Here is a 16,562-nt window from a genome sequence, read left to right as displayed (position 1 = left end):
AAAGATCATGGGTCAGGTTCTGGACAACATCTCACAGTTCGCCGACGAGATCCGCGCTGACGGGGTCGAGGGTGACAAGCTGATGCGCTTGACGGACGGCAGCGCGAAGCGTTTGCGCGACTCCGGCGTCATCCGGATGTTGCAGCCGAAGGAGTTCGGTGGCCTCGAGGCGCATCCGCGTGAATTCGCCGAGACGGCAATGGCTATCGGTGCGATGGATGGTGCCACGGGCTGGGTCAGCGGCATCGTCGGTGTGCATCCGTGGGAGCTTGCGTTCTTCGACCGCAAGGCTCAGGAAGAGGTGTGGGGAACCGATCCTGATACGTGGATGGCGTCGCCGTATGCGCCGATGGGTGTGGCGAGGCCGGTCGAGGGTGGGTACATCCTCAACGGTCGTTGGTCGTTCTCGTCCGGTACCGATCATTGTGACTGGATCATGATCGGTGCGATGGTCGGTGACGAGTCCGGTAAGCCGTTGATGCCGCCGAAGATTCTGCACGTGTTGTTGCCGCGTTCGGATTACGACATCGACCAGGAGAGCTGGAATGTCGTGGGTCTGCGCGGAACGGGGTCGAAGGATCTGATCGTCAAGGATGCGTTCTTGCCGACGTATCGGACTCTTGATGCGGGAAAGGTTTTCGACGGGACGGCGTGGAAGGAAGCGGGCCGTACGGAGACGTTGTACAAGTTCCCGTTCTCGTGCATTTTCCCGTTGGGGATCACTTCGTCGTTGATCGGTATCGCTGAGGGCGCGTTGGCGTGCAACATGGCGGCGCAGCGTGAGCGTGTGACGGTCAGTGGTGTTCCGATCAAGGAAGATCCGTACGTGCTGTTCGCGATCGGTGAGGCGGCGGCCGAGATCGCTGCTTCTCGGGCTGCGATCTTGGAGACGGTGGATCGTTTCTGGGACATGACGGAGAAGGGGCAGGAAGTTTCGTTCGAGCTTCGTGCGATCGGTCGCCGTACGCAGACTGCTGCGGCGTGGCGTGCGGTGCGTGCGGTGGACGAGATCTTTGCTCGTTCCGGTGGTGGGGCTTTGCAGTTGAACACGCCGATGCAGCGGTTCTGGCGTGACGCTCATGCCGGTCTCGCGCACGCGATCCACGTACCCGGTTCCATTTTCCATTCGTCGACGCTCTCGCAGCTCGGTGGCGAGCCGAAGGGCATCCACAGGGCAATGATCTGAGCCGTCCTGGGGACACCCGGAGGTGTCCCCATCGCGGTTTTCGTGGGGGTCGATGAGCATGTCGACGAATCTGGTCGATGACCTCGGACTGTCCGCAGAACCCGCATCGGTGTGAGCGCCAACGCGCAATGTGGGTTATAGGACAAACACCGATAGGCTGGCGGTCATGGCTGAGTTCATTTACACGATGAAGAAGGTGCGCAAGGCGCACGGTGACAAGGTCATCCTCGATGACGTCACGATGAGCTTTTACCCCGGCGCGAAGATCGGTGTCGTCGGACCGAACGGCGCTGGTAAATCCAGCATCCTCAAGATCATGGCCGGACTGGACCAGCCGGGCAACGGCGAGGCATTCCTGGCTCCGGGCGCGACCGTCGGCATCCTCATGCAGGAGCCGGAGCTCGACGAGACCAAGACTGTTCGCGAGAACGTCGAGGACGGTCTCGGAGAGACGATGGTCCAGCTCAAGCGGTACAACGAGATCGCCGAGCTGATGGCTACGGATTACTCCGACGAGCTCATGGAAGAGATGGGCGAGCTGCAGGAGAAGCTCGATCACGCAGATGCGTGGGAGATCGACTCGCAGCTCGAGCAGGCTATGGACGCCCTGCGCTGCCCCCCGCCGGAAGAGATGGTCACCCACCTCTCCGGTGGTGAGAAGCGACGCGTTGCGCTCTGCAAGCTGCTGCTGAGCAAGCCCGACCTCCTGCTCCTCGATGAGCCCACCAACCACCTCGACGCCGAATCTGTCCTGTGGCTCGAGCAGCATCTCGCTGCTTACCCCGGCGCAATCCTCGCCGTGACTCACGATCGCTACTTCCTCGATCACGTCGCGCAGTGGATCTGTGAAGTCGACCGCGGACGCCTGTACCCGTACGAGGGCAACTACTCCACCTACCTGGAGCAGAAGGCTGCACGCCTCGAAGTTGCCGGCAAGAAGGATCAGAAGCTGCAGAAGCGCCTCAAGGACGAGCTCGCATGGGTTCGTTCCGGCGCCAAGGCCCGCCAGGCCAAGAACAAGGCTCGTCTCGATCGCTACGAGGAAATGGCGAACGAAGCCGAGAAGACGCGCAAGCTCGACTTCGACGAGATCCAGATCCCGGCACCGCCGCGCCTGGGTGACGTGGTCGTGGAGGTCTCGAACCTCGACAAGGGCTTCGACGGTCGCGTTCTGATCAAGGATCTCTCGTTCACGTTGCCGCGCAACGGAATTGTCGGCGTCATCGGCCCCAACGGCGTCGGTAAGACGACGCTGTTCAAGACCATCGTCGGTCTCGAGGAGCCTGACGCCGGTGAGGTCAAGATCGGTCAGACGGTCAAGCTGAGCTACGTCGACCAGAACCGTTCCGGAATCGACCCCAAGAAGACGGTCTGGGAGACCGTGTCGGACGGGCTCGATTTCATCGTCGTCGGCCAGACCGAGTTCCCCTCGCGCGCGTACATCAGCTCGTTCGGTTTCAAGGGCCACGATCAGCAGAAGCCGGCCGGCGTCCTCTCCGGTGGTGAGCGCAACCGCCTGAACCTGGCGATGACGCTCAAGCAGGGCGGCAACCTGATCCTGCTCGATGAGCCCACCAACGACCTCGACGTCGAAACCCTCGGCTCGCTGGAGAACGCTCTCGAAGAGTTCCCCGGCTGCGCCGTCGTGATCTCGCACGATCGCTGGTTCCTGGACCGGACTTGTACCCACATCCTCGCGTGGGAAGGTGGCTTCGGCGACAACGAGGCAGCTTGGTACTGGTACGAGGGCAACTTCGAGGGCTACGAGGCGAACAAGGTCGAGCGACTCGGCCCCGACGCCGCACGCCCGCACCGCGTGACTCACCGCAAGCTCACCAGGGACTGATCCGGTGTCCGACGTATACACAGCGCAGATCCAGGTCCGGTGGGGCGATTCCGACCGGTTGGGTCACGTCAACAACACGCGTTACGTCGAGTACATGCAGGAAGCGCGCATCCAGTTCCTGGAAGCGAAACTGGCGCCGCTCGGCGGCCGGCCGGGATACCTCGTGGTTCGAAAGATGACCGTCGAGTTCCTCAAGCCGGTCACCGATCGGTCCGGTCCCTTGAATGTGGAGATCTTCACGACTCACGTCGGGACTTCCTCGTTCACGGTTCGGCACGTCATCCGTGACAACGCGGGTGTCGAATGCGCTTTCGGCGACGCGTTGATGGTCGGATTCGACACGGTGTCCGAAAAGTCCAGACCGCTGGCGGACAGCGAACGCGCGGTGCTCGAAGCATCGCTTGTTCAGATGACGACATCGTAGATTTCGTTTCTCAGTTCACCCTAGGTACTGGTTGCCGCGGCTAGTCTCGAGTCAGAGATTGGTCGCGGCGATCAGAACCCACAAGGATGTGAGCCAGGAATGACAGACCGTGTACGGCAGCAGGGCACAGGCCTCGACGAAGCGACGTTGTTGACGCGTCTTCGCGAGGCCTTTTTCACGCATATCGACGAGGGTGACAGCGACGACGTCATCAACGGTCGATCGGATCGAGTCCTGCTCGCGCATCTTGCGCTCGGGAGGCAGCGGACCCCGGGCACGGCCGTATGGCGTGTGTACCGCCCGTCAGGATCCGAGGGTCTCGGCGCTGCCGTCCAGATCGTCACCGACGACATGTCGTTGCTCGTCGAGTCCGTTACCGCGATGCTCAACCGACAAGGTGTGGGAATCAGTCAATTCGCCCATCCGATCCTGACGGTTGAACGCGATGACTCGGGCAATCTGATGTCCTTGGGCGACAGCGGTATCCAAGAATCCTGGATGCACGTCCAGTTGGACTCCGAAGTCGAGGATTCCGCTCTCGACGCGATCGAAGCACACCTCGGCAAGGTGCTCGCGGACGTCCGCCAGGTGGTTGGTGACACCCCGGACATGAAGGCATTGCAACTGCGCGTTGCCGACGAGTTGGAGAGTGCTGCAGAAACTGCCTCCGGGAGGATCACCCCCGAAGAATTCTCCGATACCGCTCGGCTGCTGCGGTGGATGGCGGACGGAAACTATGCCGTGCTCGGATACCGGCGATTCGAGGGTACGAAGGACGGTTCACGCACGGTCGCCGGCAGCGGGCTCGGCGTGCTGCGCTCCGACGCGGTCACCGAAGGCCCGATGAGTTTGCCTCCCGTCGCAGATCTCCCGGATCGACCGCTTCTGGTCCTGACGCAGGGATCGTTCCCCGCCACGGTGCACCGCGCTGTCTACCCGTACTTCGTGGGTGTCTCGATCCTCGACGACGAGGGAAACATCGTGGGGGAGCACAGATTCCTGGGTGTGTTCACCGTGGTCGCACTCCACGAGAACGTCCTCGCGATTCCTCTGATCGAGCGCCGCGTTCGCGAAGTCATCGCGCGTGCCGGTGTCGACCTGCATTCGTACTCCGGTCAGGCGATGCTCGAGGTCATCCAGTCGTTCCCACGCACCGAGTTGTTCTCGAGCGACGCCGAGACCTTGTTCGAGACCGTCCACGCCGTGCACAGCATCGGGCTGCGTCGACAGGTGCGACTCTTTGTCCGCGAGGACACGTTCGGACGCTTCGTGTCCTGCTTGGTGTACCTACCCCGCGACCGGTACACGACGCGGGTGCGACTGGCGATGCAAAACCTGCTGTGGCGCGAATTCGGACCAGGCACAGTCGATTACACCGCCCGGGTTACCGAGAACGATCTTGCGCTGTTGCACGTGACGATCCGGCGCGATCCGGACAGTGAGCCGGTTCATCTGGATGTCTCCGAGGCCAACCGCGAGCGAGTTCAGGCTCTGTTGACCGAAGTCAGTCGTAGCTGGGACGACCGCATCAACGACCTTGTTCGTGAAAGTCCGGGTGTGGATCCGGAACTGGTGCAGCGGTATTCGCGGGTGCTTCCCGATGGATACAAGGAGGACTTCGAACCGTCACGCGCGTTGGCCGACATCGCCCGACTCGAGGCGTTGGCGCCAGGCGCGATCGACGTACTGCTCTATCGTGCTGTGGACTCCGCGCCCGGTGCCTGGCGCTTCACGCTCTTCGTCGGCGGCGACGGTATCTCGTTGAGCCAGGTGCTACCGGTGCTGCAGTCACTCGGCGTCGAAGTTCTCGACGAGCGGCCGCACGTCGTGCAGCGACTCGACGGCGTTCAGTGCTGGATCTACGATTTCGGATTGTCGGTACCGGCGGATCTTCGGGCGTCGGTCGAGATCGACCTCGATGCGCAGGTGCCGCTCGAGACCAGTACCGCCCCGCTGACCGAGGTCCAGAAGCGATTCACGGCTGCATTCGGTGCAGTCTGGTTCGGCCGGGCCGAAGCTGACCGATTCAACGAGTTGGTGCTGCGGGCCGGAATGTCCTGGCGGCAAGCCGTGGTGCTGCGTGCTTACGCAAAGTATCTGCGCCAGGCCACATTTCCATACAGTCAGTTCCACATCGAAGGAATCGCGCTTACACACCCGCAGACCGCGTTTGCATTGGTGCAGTTGTTCGAGGCGATGTTCGACCCCGAGAAGCAGGACGACATTCGCGTCGCCGAATTGGACGAGCAGTTGCGTGCGTCCATCGACGAGGTACTCAGCTTGGATGCCGATCGCATTCTGCGTGGAATGTTCTCCTTGGTGAAGGCGACCTTGCGTACCAATTTCTACGTCGTCGACGCCGATGGCCGCTCTCGCGACTACCTGTCGGTCAAGCTCGATCCCTCACGGATCAGCGAGTTGCCCAAGCCGCGGCCGGCTTTCGAGATCTACGTGTACTCACCCGAGGTCGAAGGCGTCCACCTGCGATTCGGCGCAGTCGCGCGCGGCGGGCTCCGCTGGTCCGACCGGCGCGAGGATTTCCGCACCGAGGTGCTCGGCTTGGTGAAGGCTCAGGCCGTCAAGAACGCGGTGATCGTGCCGGTCGGCGCCAAGGGCGGCTTCGTCGTGAAGAATCCGCCTCTGCCGACGGGTGATCCGGCCGTTGATCGAATGGCGACGCTGGAAACCGGCAAGGCCTGCTACACCACGTTCATCTCCGGATTGCTCGACATCACCGACAACGTGCACGCGGCTACCGGCGAAGTTGTGACGCCGGATCGAGTGGTGCGCAAGGACGATCAGGATCGCTACCTGGTGGTCGCCGCGGACAAGGGCACGGCGACGTTCTCGGATCTCGCCAATTCGGTTGCCGCCAAGTACGACTTCTGGCTCGGCGACGCGTTTGCCTCCGGTGGCTCCGTGGGATACGACCACAAGGGCATGGGTATCACCGCTCGCGGCGCCTGGGAAAGCGTCAAGCGGCACTTCCGCGAACTCGGGGTCGACACGCAGACCGAGGATTTCACGACGGTAGGCGTCGGCGACATGAGCGGAGACGTGTTCGGCAACGGAATGCTCCTCAGTCGGCACATCCGTCTGGTGGGCGCGTTCGACCATCGACACATCTTCCTCGATCCGAACCCGGATGCAGCGAGCTCGTTCGTCGAACGTCAACGACTTTTCGAGTTGCCACGGTCGTCATGGGCCGACTACGACAAGAGCCTGATCAGTGAAGGTGGCGGCGTCTGGGACCGCACGGTCAAGTCGGTTCCGATCGCCGAAAGCGTCCGGATCGCACTGGGTCTGGCCGAGGGGGTCACGAAGCTCTCGCCGCCGGAATTGATGCAGGCGATTCTGTCGGCACCGGTGGATCTGCTGTGGAACGGCGGAATCGGTACATACGTCAAAGCGTCGACCGAGACCAATGCGCAGGTTGGCGACAAGAGTAACGACGCCGTGCGTGTCGACGGTCAAGATCTGCGGGTCAAGGTGATCGGGGAGGGCGGCAACCTCGGCGTCACTGCTCTGGGAAGAATCGAGTTCAGCGCCAGCGGCGGTCACATCAACACCGACGCCATCGACAACTCGGCCGGCGTCGACTGCTCCGATCACGAAGTGAACATCAAGATTCTTCTCGATTCGCTCGTGCGTTCGCAGTTACTGCCCACGCAGGAACGGAATCCGTTGCTGGCGTCGATGACCGACGACGTGGCGGCGCTGGTGTTGGCGGACAACATTGCTCAGAACGCGCTGCTCGGAATCTCCCGCGTGACCGCTTCTCAGATGCTCGGTGTTCACCGCCGTCAGTTGACGGATCTGACCAAGGCACGTGGCCTTGACCGCAAGCTCGAGGCGTTGCCGACCGACAAGGAGATCGAGCGTCGACTCGAGGCCGGTGTGGGTCTGACGTCGCCGGAATTGGCGACGCTGACGGCGCACGTCAAGCTTTCACTCAAGGACGATCTGCTCGCAACCGAGTTGCCGGACAACGATTTCTTCGCCCAGCAGATCCCGCAGTACTTCCCGACCGCTGTTCGCGATCGGTTCGAAACGGAGATCAAGGCACACCCGTTGCGGCGGCAGATCGTCGCGACGATGCTCGTGAACGAAGTGATCGACAACGGCGGAATCACGTACGCCTACCGCTTGGCCGAGGAGACCGGAGCGAGCAGTACCGACTCGATCCGTGCCTACGCCGCTGTGCGAGAGGTGTTTGCGCTCGACGAGGTGTGGTCGCGAATCCGCTCGGCGGGCGTCAGTGCAGAGATCGAAAACGAGCTGATCGTGGAGTCGTGCCGCTTGCTCGACCGCGCGTCGCGGTGGTTCCTGGCCAATCGGCCCCAGCCGATCGCCGTCGGCGCCGAGGTTGCGCGTTACTCGGCGGCGTATCGGGCGACGGCACCTCTGGTTCCGGGGCTGCTTGCGGGCCATCAACTCGACGATCTGCTGGTGCGGGCTCAATCGGTGATCGATCGCGGGGCTCCGGAAGCGTTGGCGCTGGACGTGTTCCGACTGCTCGACGTCTACTGCCTGCTCGACATCGCGGATATCGCCGACATCGCAGATCACGACATCACCGAAGTCGCGGAGCTGTACTACGCCTTGGACGCGCATCTGGGAATCGACTGGTTGCTGAGCGCGGTCTCGGGACTCGAGCGCGGCGATCGATGGCACTCGCTCGCGAGGCTCGCGTTGCGAGACGACCTCTACAGTTCGCTTCGGCAGCTGACGATGGAGGTTCTGGCCGGCGGCGAGCCGGGGGAGTCGCCGCAGGAGAAGATCGACGAATGGGAGTCGACCAACGCCTCGCGTCTGAGCCGGGCGAGGGCAGCTCTCGTCGAGATCTTCGAGTCTGGGACGCTTGACCTCGCGACGCTCTCGGTGGCGGCGCGTCAGGTTCGTAGCATGGTGCGCAGCATGGGCACCCGATCGGAGGTAGGACGTTGAGCGAAGGATTCCACGCCGAAGTTGTGGTTCGGTGGTCCGACATGGATGCCTTCCAGCACATCAACCACGCACGGATGGTGACGTTGCTCGAAGAGGCGCGGATTCCTTGGTTGTTCGAAGACTCGCGCCCGACGGTCACCCTGCGTGACGGGGCCGTGATTGCCGATCTCCATGTGCGGTACCGCGGCCAACTGCGGCACGACGATTCGCCGCTCGACGTCTTCATGTGGGTGGAAAAGGTGCGCGCGGTGGACTTCACCATCGCGTACGAGGTTCGCCCGCGCGGTGCGGATCTCAGTGTCCCGCCGTCCATCGTGGCGTCGACTCAGATCGCGGCCTTCGATATCGACACTCAACGTTTGCGTCGCCTCAGCGGGCCCGAGCGCGAGTACTTGGAGAGCTGGCAACGTGCATGAACGTGTACTGACCGTGCCCGAGGAGGCCGAGCGAAAGAACTTGGCCGGCTTCATCGGTCATGCCTTGCGTTTGGACGAGTCCACGGTCATCCGGATGCGTCGACGCGGAGATGCTCACCTGAGCGTTTGGGCGTCAACGGGTTTCGACGCTCTCGCTACGCGAACCGTGGCGGGCACCATCAACCCTGACGACACCTCGGCTGCCGGCGATCAGTTGCTCTCGGCGGTGGAGCAGGCGACAAGTGAGCTGATCGATCCGGGGTTCGCCATGGATTCGGCGTGGCGTGGGGCGTTGCCGCCGATGGACGGCTTCGAGCACCTGGACGACGTACCCGCCCGGGTGCTGATCGAACTGGCGCAGCGGGGCAACGCCTTGGCGCTCGAGCATGGAAGTAGTCACGGTCCGCCGGCGTCGTTGCTCGATCAGGACGTGCTCGAGGTCAGTGGTCCGTCCGGCACGGTCGGGATCTCGATGCGGGTTATTTTTGCCTTGACCGCAATGGGATTCGTTCCGCACGCCGGGTCCGAGGCGATGACCGCCGACATCGACCTCGAGCAGATCGACGCCTCGGAACTGGTTCGGGTGCGGGCGAGCAAATCCTGGGTGCGGCTCGATGCACGGTTCGGTTCGATCTACCGTCACCGCGGTGGTTCGATACCGCTGATGGTCGCACGATAGGAGTTCAGGTGGCGGGTGCGGTGTTCTCTCAGATCAGCCACGCCGCAGCGTTGACGGGTAGTTGACCGTCGACGAGTGGTGCGCTGCTCAACAGCAGCTGCCCGTTCGGCAGTGCGATCGGCACCTCCGTGGTGTTGAGAGCACAGATCAGACCACCGCGTCGACGGAAAGCGAGGCAGCCGGGGGGACTGCCGTACCAATCGATGTCGGCGCCGGAGAACTCCGGCCTGGCGCTACGAAGTTCGAGGGCGGCGCGATAAAGCGAGAGCATCGAGTCGACGTCCTCGATCTGCGCCTCCACCGTGAGTGTCGACCACTCGCGTGGCATCGGCAACCAGGTGCTCGCACCGGTGGTGAATCCGAACGGGGGTTCGCTTCCTTCCCACGGAAGGGGCACTCGGCAGCCGTCGCGTCCTCGCTCGGCATGTCCGGATCGTTCCCAGACCGGGTCCTGTAGTGCCTCGTCGGGCAGGTCGACGTTCGGCAGGCCGAGTTCGGCTCCGTTGTAGATGAAGCTCGCGCCCGGAAGCGCCAGTTCGACGAGGATCATCGCCCGTGCGCGTTGGGTTCCGATCTCACCCCCGCCGTAGCGCGTGACTTCACGTTCGACGTCGTGATTCGACAGCGTCCACGTGGGCACACCCCCGACCTCGGCGACGGCCGCAAGAGAGTTCTCCACGGCCTCCCGGACGGACTCGGCGGAGAATTCGGTTTCTGCAAGTCGGAAGTTGAATCCGAGATGCAGTTCGTCTGGCCGGATGTATTCGCCGAACTTCTGGTTGTCCTTCACCCAGATCTCGCCGACGGTCATCGCCTCCGGGAACTCGTCCATGACCTTGCGGATGCCGCGGTGGATTTCGTGAACTGCCGGGTTGTTGAACCGCGGGTCGTCGTCGGAATTGCGCATGAGCTCGTTGAGCTCCCAGTCGTGGTCCGGCAAACCGTCGGGCTTGGCCATTCCGTGGGCCACGTCGATGCGGAATCCGTCGATTCCGCGCTCGAGCCAGAAGCGCAGAGTCTTGGCGAGGTCGTCGAAGACCTCGGGGTTGTCCCAGTTCAGGTCGGGCTGTTCCTTGGCGAAGATGTGCAGGTACCACTGGCCGGGTGTTCCGTCGGCTTCGCTGACGCGGGTCCATGCCGGGCCGCCGAAGATGCTCGGCCAGTTGTTCGGCGGTTCGTTGCCGTTTTCACCTTTGCCGTCTCGGAAGATGTAGCGGGATCGCTCCGCAGAACCGGGCGCCGACGTCAGGGCTGCCTTGAACCACTCGTGCTGATCACTCGTGTGGTTCGGGACCAAGTCCATGGTGACCTTGATTCCGCGCTCGTGGGCCGACGTGATCAGCGAATCCATCGTCGCCAGATCACCGAACAGGGGATCGATGTCGCGAGGATCCGAGACGTCGTAGCCGTGGTCTGCCATCGGTGACTTCATCACCGGGCTCAACCAGATTGCATCGATGCCGAGCAGTTCGAGGTAGCCGAGTTTCTCCTCGACTCCGCCGAGGTCGCCGATACCGTCGCTGCCCGAATCGGCAAAAGAACGCGGATAGATCTGATAGAAGACCGCCTCGTTCCACCACGGGGCTTCGGGCCGGCTTACAGAGGACGAATCCGCGGGGGTGCTCACAGCAGTTCATAGTGCCAAACGTCTGGCACTCTCACGACTTGGACACGGCAAAAGCGTGACTCTTTACCTAGCCTTGGTGTACTTTGCATTCACGCGGTGACACCATGTGGCAACTTTGGTGTTACTGCCGGGGGAGAAGTGTTCGGGAATTCAACCAAGGGGGCTTGGCCTTGACTTTGTCGGCAATCGAAGCGGTCAGTTTGGATCATGTACTGCTCGAAGATGATCCGATCAACCGCGACTGGATAATCTTCGGCACACCGGTTGCACGGTCGGCGCAATGGTCGGCGAGTAAAGACGGGACCACGACTACACACGTCTGGGATTGCACGAAGGGGCGCTTCCGCTGGTACTTCCACGCGGACGAAATCGTGCACATCATCGAAGGGTCGGTCACCGTTCAGGCCGACGGAATCGCCGAGCGAACCCTGAGTGTCGGCGATGCCGCACTCTTCCGTGCGGGCAGTTGGTCGGAGTGGGAGGTCGAAGAGTACGTGCGCAAGCATGCAATCTTGAGTTCGCCCCTGCATCCCACGGTGTCGTTCGGGGTACGCGCTGCCCGCCGGGTCGCGCGCGTGTTCAGGCCGAAGGCTAGGTAGACGGTCAGATAGCGGAGTTCACCATGGACGCGGCAGCCATCTCCATGTAGTCGATCAACTGCTTGCGGTGCACCGGGCTCAGAGTCTTCTCGTCGATGGACGCGATGGCGACGTGCATGCACCGCAGCCACGCATCACGCTCGATCGGGCCGATCACGAATGGATTGTGGCGCATCCGCAGACGCGGGTGTCCACGCTCCTCCGAGTACGTGTGCGGTCCGCCCCAGTACTGCTCGAGGAACATCCGCATCCGCCGCTCGGCCGGGCCGAGATCGGCCTCGGGGTAGAGCGGGCGCACAACCTCGTCCTTCGCGACCTCTTCGTAAAATCGCGCGGTGAGCTTGTGAAACGTCTCGGCTCCGCCGACGGCGTCGTAGAAGGTCTGCTGCACGTCGTGCTGTACGTCATTCATGGCAAGTTCCATTGTGCCTGACGGCCGTAGTGGTCGGTTTCCGGGTCGACGACGGTTGTATCGAGTCGGAGTGCGTACCCATTCACCGGAAATTCACCGGCCGTCCTGGCAATTTTGTTCGAAATGGGAGTGCGTAACGCGATCATCCGTGGTCAACTTGGGGGCAGTCTCCCGGAGGTCGTATGAAGAACCGACATGCTGCACGCAATCACCGACAACTCCAGCCCACTAGCGCGCGGAACGACCACGCGTTAGGGGCTGTTCTGGAAGTTGTTCCTGACGGGTTCGCGCACACTACCGACCCACTCTTTTCCGACGAGCATTCTCACCTCGAGATGTTCCCTCCCGATCGCGTCGTCCCCGAGTGGGTGAAACGTCGGGTGCTACTGCTCAACGTCACGTACGAACCGCTGACCGCCCTTCCTGCCAGGCGCGCGGTCGTACTGATGGCCTGCGGCAAGGCCGATACCGTCCACGAGGACGAACAGGGCCCGGTAGTCCATTCCGCGGACTGGTCGGTGCAGGTTCCCTCGGTCATTCGATTGCGCACCTACGTGCGCGTTCCATATCGCGCCCGCATCCCCATGACTCGTGCCGCGCTGATGCATCGTGACCACTTCCGATGTGCGTACTGCGGAGCCAAAGCCGAAACCATCGACCACGTCGTTCCTCGCAGCAGAGGTGGCGGGCATTCGTGGGAGAACTGCGTCGCGTGCTGTGCCCCCTGCAATCACCGCAAGGCAGACAAGATGCTCAGCGAACTCGGATGGACCCTCCGTGCGGAATTGGTCCCGCCGTCCGGACCTCACTGGCGTCTGCTCGCGGCGACCAAGGAATTGCATCCGGCGTGGATGCCGTATCTCGGCGTGGGCGCAGCCTGAGCAATGTGTCGGCGTGGGCGCAGCCTGAATTGAGTTCTAGCGTCACCGAAACGAAATTGCCCGAGAATTTGTGGCCCTGACGCTTTCCTTCCTGGCGTTCTGGGCTACGTTATCTGGTGTGAGCATTCTCGAGGTAGTACTGATATACGTTGGGATTCCGGCCTTGATCACCGCGTTCTTCGCGGCTGCGTCCTTCCTCGGGAAGAAGACGCCGGGACCGGTTCCGCCGGCGTTCCATCTCGGTGAGTCGTGGGATCACGCTCCCGTGCTGTGGAGTGCTGTCGACGAGGTCACCGTTCGCGGTGGCCATCACGGCAGTGCACACGCAATCGAAGCCGGTTCGGCTGATCTGATCGGAGGGTCCGCAAGTGGCAAGTGGTGATCATTCGACCGCGCTCGCAGTAGCGCCCGAGGACCTGCCCGTCGGCAGCGTCGTCACGTCCAGTGGACGCGTATCCGGTGTGCATCGCATCGGCGAGCCGTTCACCGACGATCTTCCGTTCGAGACCATGGATCTGGTCGCGCTCGACGTCGCGATGACCGAAGCGACGCGGGCCACCAAGGTGCGGTTCAACGCGTACGTCGGTGATCTCGGTTCTGATCCGGCAGCGGGTGCCGACGCATTGTTCCCGACCACGCCCGAAGCCGAGCGTTCCGTCCTGATCGCCGTTTCGCCCAACCAGCGCACCGTCGAGGTTCGCAGCGGTCGGGCAATCGCCGATCGGGTCACCGATCGTGTTACCCAGCTCGGAGCAACGGCAGCTGTTGCATCCTTCAGTGAAGGCAATCTGATCGACGGACTGATCAGCGCTATCCGCGTTATGGCAGCCGCGATTTCAGCGCCGTAACTGTTTGTCAGACACAGGCCGGTGCCCGCGTCGATTCGTGAGAATCGACGCGGGCACCGGCCTTTCGCATGTCAGCTCGCGTCGAACTTTCGTGCTGCGAGTGAACGAACCACGCCGGCCTGGCCTTCGACGACCAGGCGACGCAACGCGGGAGGGATGTCGCCTTCGAGGAACCGGTCTGCTGCCGCTACGGATTCGTCCGAGATCGACCACGACGGGTACAGCCCGATGACGACCGTCTGTGCCACTTCGCTCGAGCGTCGTTCCCACACCGCCGCGATATCGGCGAAGTAGCGGGAGACGAAGGGCTCGAGCAATTCGTCCTGGCCTTCGCGAGCGAACCCGCCGATGATCGATCGCGCGGTGATGTTGGGCACGGAGTCGTCGCCGACGACCTTCGCCCAGACCTCTTCCTTGACAGCGGCCTGCGGACGTCCGGCCGCGGCCGCCGCGGCTTGACGAGCGCCCGCAGCGGTCGGGTCACGCTGAGCTTCGGCGTCGATGAACGGAGTTGTGGTTCCTTCGGCGTCGATCTCACCGGCGGCCGCGAGTGCCCCGACGATGCGCCAGCGCAGGTCCGTGTCGACGATCAGGCCGTCGAGCCCAACGGTGGAGGGATCGGCGTCGAGCAATTCGCGCAGTACCTCGGTGTGCCACGGGGAGAGTGCTGCGCCGGTGAGTGCGTTGACGAATGCCAGCTGGTGGTCGGACCCGGCCTCTGCCTCACGTGCGAGTTCGAGCAACCGATTGGCGAAGCTCGCCGCGCCTTCGGCCTCGGCCCAGGCCGGATCTGCGTAGGAGCCGATGGCGGTTTGGGCTTGGAGCAAGAGACGTTGCACCACACCGACTTCGGTCTCCGAACTGATGCCGCGCTCGACCAGCGCGACGAAGTCGCGTGCCTTCAGTTCGGCTTGACGGGTCATTTCCCACGCCGCCGACCAGACCAGGGTGCGGGGGAGTGAGTCGGTGATGTCGCCGACCCGCTCGATCGCCGTCGCCAACGATTCGGGATCGAGTCGCACGGAGCCGTAGGTGAGATCGTCGTCGTTGACCAACACGAGTGCACCGCGGGCGACGCCGACAAGTTCGGGGACATCCGTGCTTTCCGCGGCATCGAGGTCGAGTTCGACGCGATGGCTTCGTACCAACTTGCCGTCGAGGTCGTCGTAGATGCCGATGGCGATCCGGTGGATTCGCCGCTCGCCGGCGCCTGGTGCAGCACCGTCCTGCAGGACGGCGAAGCGGGTGAACTTTCCGTCTGCGTCGACATCGAAGTCGGGGCGCAGGATGTTCAAACCGGTGGTCTTGAGCCACTGCCGACCCCAGTCGGAAAGGTCACGGCCCGAGGACTTTTCGAGTGAGCCCAGCAGATCGTCGAAGGTTGCGTTTCCGAATGCGTGCTCACGGAAGTACTCACGCAGTCCGGCGAGGAACGGCTCGAGTCCGACGTATGCCACCAACTGCTTGAGGACGCTGGCGCCCTTCGCGTACGTGATGCCGTCGAAGTTCACCTCGACGGCGGCCAGGTCCGGAATGTCCGCGGCAATCGGGTGCGTCGACGGCAACTGGTCCTGGCGGTACGCCCACGACTTCTCGACGTTGGCGAACGTCGTCCAGGCGTTCGTGTACTCCGTGGCCTCGGTCTGGCACAGGACCGAAGCGAAGGTCGCGAACGACTCGTTGAGCCACAGGTCGTCCCACCACGCCATCGTGACGAGGTCGCCGAACCACATGTGCGCCATTTCGTGCAGGACCGTTTCGGCACGACGTTCGTACGAGTAGCGGGTCACCTTGGAACGGAAGACGTAGTCCTCGAGGAATGTCACGGCGCCGGCATTCTCCATCGCGCCCGCATTGAATTCGGGGACGAAGAGCTGGTCGTACTTGCCGAAAGCATAGGGAACACCGAAGTTGCGGTGGTAGAAGTCGAATCCCTGCTTGGTCTCGGTGAACAGTCGCTCCTCGTCCATGAACTCGGCCAGCGAAGCGCGGCAGAAGATTCCGAGCGGGATGTCGCCGTGCTCGTCGGAGTAGTTGTCGGTCCACTGCGCGTAGGGACCGGCGATGAGTGCCACCAGGTACGTGCTCATCTTCGGGGTGGTCCGGAAAACGTGCTTGCCGGGATCGGCGGCAAGGGTCTCGACGACCGCGGAGTTGGAGATGACCTTCCACGACGTGGGAGCGGTGACGCGGACGTCGAACGTGGCCTTGAGATCAGGCTGATCGAAGCACGCGAACATGCGCTTGGCGTCGGCCGTCTCGAACTGTGAATAGAGGTAGACGGAGTCATCGGTCGGGTCGACGAATCGGTGCAGTCCCTCGCCGGTGTGGGAGTAGATGCAATCGGCCTCGATGACCAACTCGTTGTCGGTAGCGAGATCAGGCAGGCTGATGCCCGTCGACTCGTCGTAGCCGGAGACGTCGAGCGCGGTGCCGTTGAGGACCGCGGAATGGACTCTGGCCGCGACGATGTCGATGAAGCTGCTTGCTCCGGCCGTGGCGGTGAACGTGACGGTGGTCTTCGAGGAGAACGTCTCCTCGCCGGGTGCGTCTTTGCCGTCGGTGAGATCGAGTTCGATCAGGTAGTTCTCGACGGTCAGGATTGCTGACCGTTGCGCTGCGGTTTCGCGTGTCAGGTTCGGTGCGACCACAAAGATCTCCTCGTAGATGGTGCGGATCTATTACGTCCATCCCATC

At 62.8% G+C, this 16,562-nt stretch carries 13 protein-coding genes; 10 read left to right on the top strand and 3 right to left on the bottom strand.

Annotation, left to right across the window (positions count from 1 at the left end; genetic code table 11):
• Nucleotides 1-7: 7 nt before the first annotated feature.
• The 6 genes from ACVZUB_RS18905 (at nucleotide 8) to ACVZUB_RS18880 (ending at nucleotide 9,498) form a co-directional block, all read left to right on the top strand.
• Nucleotides 8-1,186 (top strand): acyl-CoA dehydrogenase family protein, encoded by a 1,179-nt coding sequence (locus tag ACVZUB_RS18905; protein ID WP_482627635.1) that lies wholly within the window; start codon nucleotides 8-10, stop codon nucleotides 1,184-1,186.
• 166 nt (nucleotides 1,187-1,352) lie between these two features.
• The gene (gene ettA / locus ACVZUB_RS18900) at nucleotides 1,353-3,032 is read left to right on the top strand and encodes an energy-dependent translational throttle protein EttA (RefSeq protein ID WP_007730925.1); all 1,680 of its coding nucleotides are present in this window, start codon (nucleotides 1,353-1,355) and stop codon (nucleotides 3,030-3,032) included.
• A 4-nt stretch (nucleotides 3,033-3,036) separates the two neighbouring features.
• Nucleotides 3,037-3,456, top strand: a complete 420-nt coding sequence (locus ACVZUB_RS18895; RefSeq protein ID WP_003944475.1) for an acyl-CoA thioesterase — start codon at nucleotides 3,037-3,039, stop codon at nucleotides 3,454-3,456.
• 99 nt (nucleotides 3,457-3,555) lie between these two features.
• Nucleotides 3,556-8,403: an NAD-glutamate dehydrogenase gene (locus ACVZUB_RS18890; protein WP_065456262.1), complete on the top strand. Its 4,848-nt coding sequence runs from the start codon at nucleotides 3,556-3,558 to the stop codon at nucleotides 8,401-8,403.
• Nucleotides 8,400-8,819, top strand: a complete 420-nt coding sequence (locus ACVZUB_RS18885; protein WP_003944573.1) for an acyl-CoA thioesterase — start codon at nucleotides 8,400-8,402, stop codon at nucleotides 8,817-8,819. Before ACVZUB_RS18890 ends, ACVZUB_RS18885 begins: the two co-directional genes overlap by 4 nt.
• On the top strand, nucleotides 8,812-9,498 hold the full coding sequence (locus ACVZUB_RS18880) for a DUF8010 domain-containing protein (RefSeq protein WP_007730934.1): 687 nt from the start codon (nucleotides 8,812-8,814) through the stop codon (nucleotides 9,496-9,498). The genes ACVZUB_RS18885 and ACVZUB_RS18880 overlap by 8 nt, the downstream gene beginning before the upstream one ends.
• 28 nt (nucleotides 9,499-9,526) lie before the next feature.
• Here the strand turns inward: ACVZUB_RS18880 and ACVZUB_RS18875 are convergent, their stop codons facing one another.
• Nucleotides 9,527-11,125 carry a glycoside hydrolase family 13 protein gene (locus ACVZUB_RS18875; RefSeq protein WP_482627634.1) on the bottom strand — a complete coding sequence of 533 codons (1,599 nt, stop codon included), beginning with the start codon at nucleotides 11,123-11,125 and terminating at the stop codon, nucleotides 9,527-9,529.
• A 170-nt stretch (nucleotides 11,126-11,295) separates the two neighbouring features.
• On the opposite strand from ACVZUB_RS18875, the gene ACVZUB_RS18870 reads away from it, so the two are divergent.
• Nucleotides 11,296-11,724 (top strand): cupin domain-containing protein, encoded by a 429-nt coding sequence (locus tag ACVZUB_RS18870; protein WP_256519448.1) that lies wholly within the window; start codon nucleotides 11,296-11,298, stop codon nucleotides 11,722-11,724.
• Between the two features lie 4 nt (nucleotides 11,725-11,728).
• Here ACVZUB_RS18870 and ACVZUB_RS18865 read toward each other — a convergent pair whose 3' ends face one another.
• The gene (locus tag ACVZUB_RS18865) at nucleotides 11,729-12,136 is read right to left on the bottom strand and encodes a globin (RefSeq protein ID WP_003944464.1); all 408 of its coding nucleotides are present in this window, start codon (nucleotides 12,134-12,136) and stop codon (nucleotides 11,729-11,731) included.
• Nucleotides 12,137-12,318: 182 nt separating this feature from the next.
• On the opposite strand from ACVZUB_RS18865, the gene ACVZUB_RS18860 reads away from it, so the two are divergent.
• The 3 genes from ACVZUB_RS18860 to ACVZUB_RS18850 all read left to right on the top strand — a co-directional run bounded on the left by ACVZUB_RS18860 (nucleotide 12,319) and on the right by ACVZUB_RS18850 (nucleotide 13,865).
• Nucleotides 12,319-13,017, top strand: a complete 699-nt coding sequence (locus tag ACVZUB_RS18860; protein WP_172403517.1) for an HNH endonuclease — start codon at nucleotides 12,319-12,321, stop codon at nucleotides 13,015-13,017.
• Between the two features lie 118 nt (nucleotides 13,018-13,135).
• The gene (gene ctaJ / locus ACVZUB_RS18855) at nucleotides 13,136-13,399 is read left to right on the top strand and encodes an aa3-type cytochrome oxidase subunit CtaJ (protein ID WP_007730943.1); all 264 of its coding nucleotides are present in this window, start codon (nucleotides 13,136-13,138) and stop codon (nucleotides 13,397-13,399) included.
• Nucleotides 13,386-13,865, top strand: a complete 480-nt coding sequence (locus ACVZUB_RS18850; protein WP_003944512.1) for a DUF5130 domain-containing protein — start codon at nucleotides 13,386-13,388, stop codon at nucleotides 13,863-13,865. Before ctaJ ends, ACVZUB_RS18850 begins: the two co-directional genes overlap by 14 nt.
• A gap of 71 nt (nucleotides 13,866-13,936) precedes the next feature.
• Here the strand turns inward: ACVZUB_RS18850 and pepN are convergent, their stop codons facing one another.
• Nucleotides 13,937-16,516 carry an aminopeptidase N gene (gene pepN / locus ACVZUB_RS18845; protein ID WP_218695488.1) on the bottom strand — a complete coding sequence of 860 codons (2,580 nt, stop codon included), beginning with the start codon at nucleotides 16,514-16,516 and terminating at the stop codon, nucleotides 13,937-13,939.
• Between the last annotated feature and the right edge of the window lie 46 nt (nucleotides 16,517-16,562).

This window comes from Rhodococcus sp. OS5 (genome assembly GCF_056837585.1).
This window is presented reverse-complemented; position numbering and strand designations above follow the sequence as displayed.

Excerpts from the sequence above, each read along its gene's own strand:
- ACVZUB_RS18905 (WP_482627635.1), top strand. The coding sequence starts at position 8 with ATGGGTCAGGTTCTGGACAACATCTCACAGTTCGCCGACGAGATCCGC.
- ettA (WP_007730925.1), top strand. The coding sequence starts at position 1,353 with ATGGCTGAGTTCATTTACACGATGAAGAAGGTGCGCAAGGCGCACGGT.
- ACVZUB_RS18890 (WP_065456262.1), top strand. The coding sequence starts at position 3,556 with ATGACAGACCGTGTACGGCAGCAGGGCACAGGCCTCGACGAAGCGACG.
- ACVZUB_RS18865 (WP_003944464.1), bottom strand. The coding sequence starts at position 12,136 with ATGAATGACGTACAGCACGACGTGCAGCAGACCTTCTACGACGCCGTC.
- ACVZUB_RS18860 (WP_172403517.1), top strand. The coding sequence starts at position 12,319 with ATGAAGAACCGACATGCTGCACGCAATCACCGACAACTCCAGCCCACT.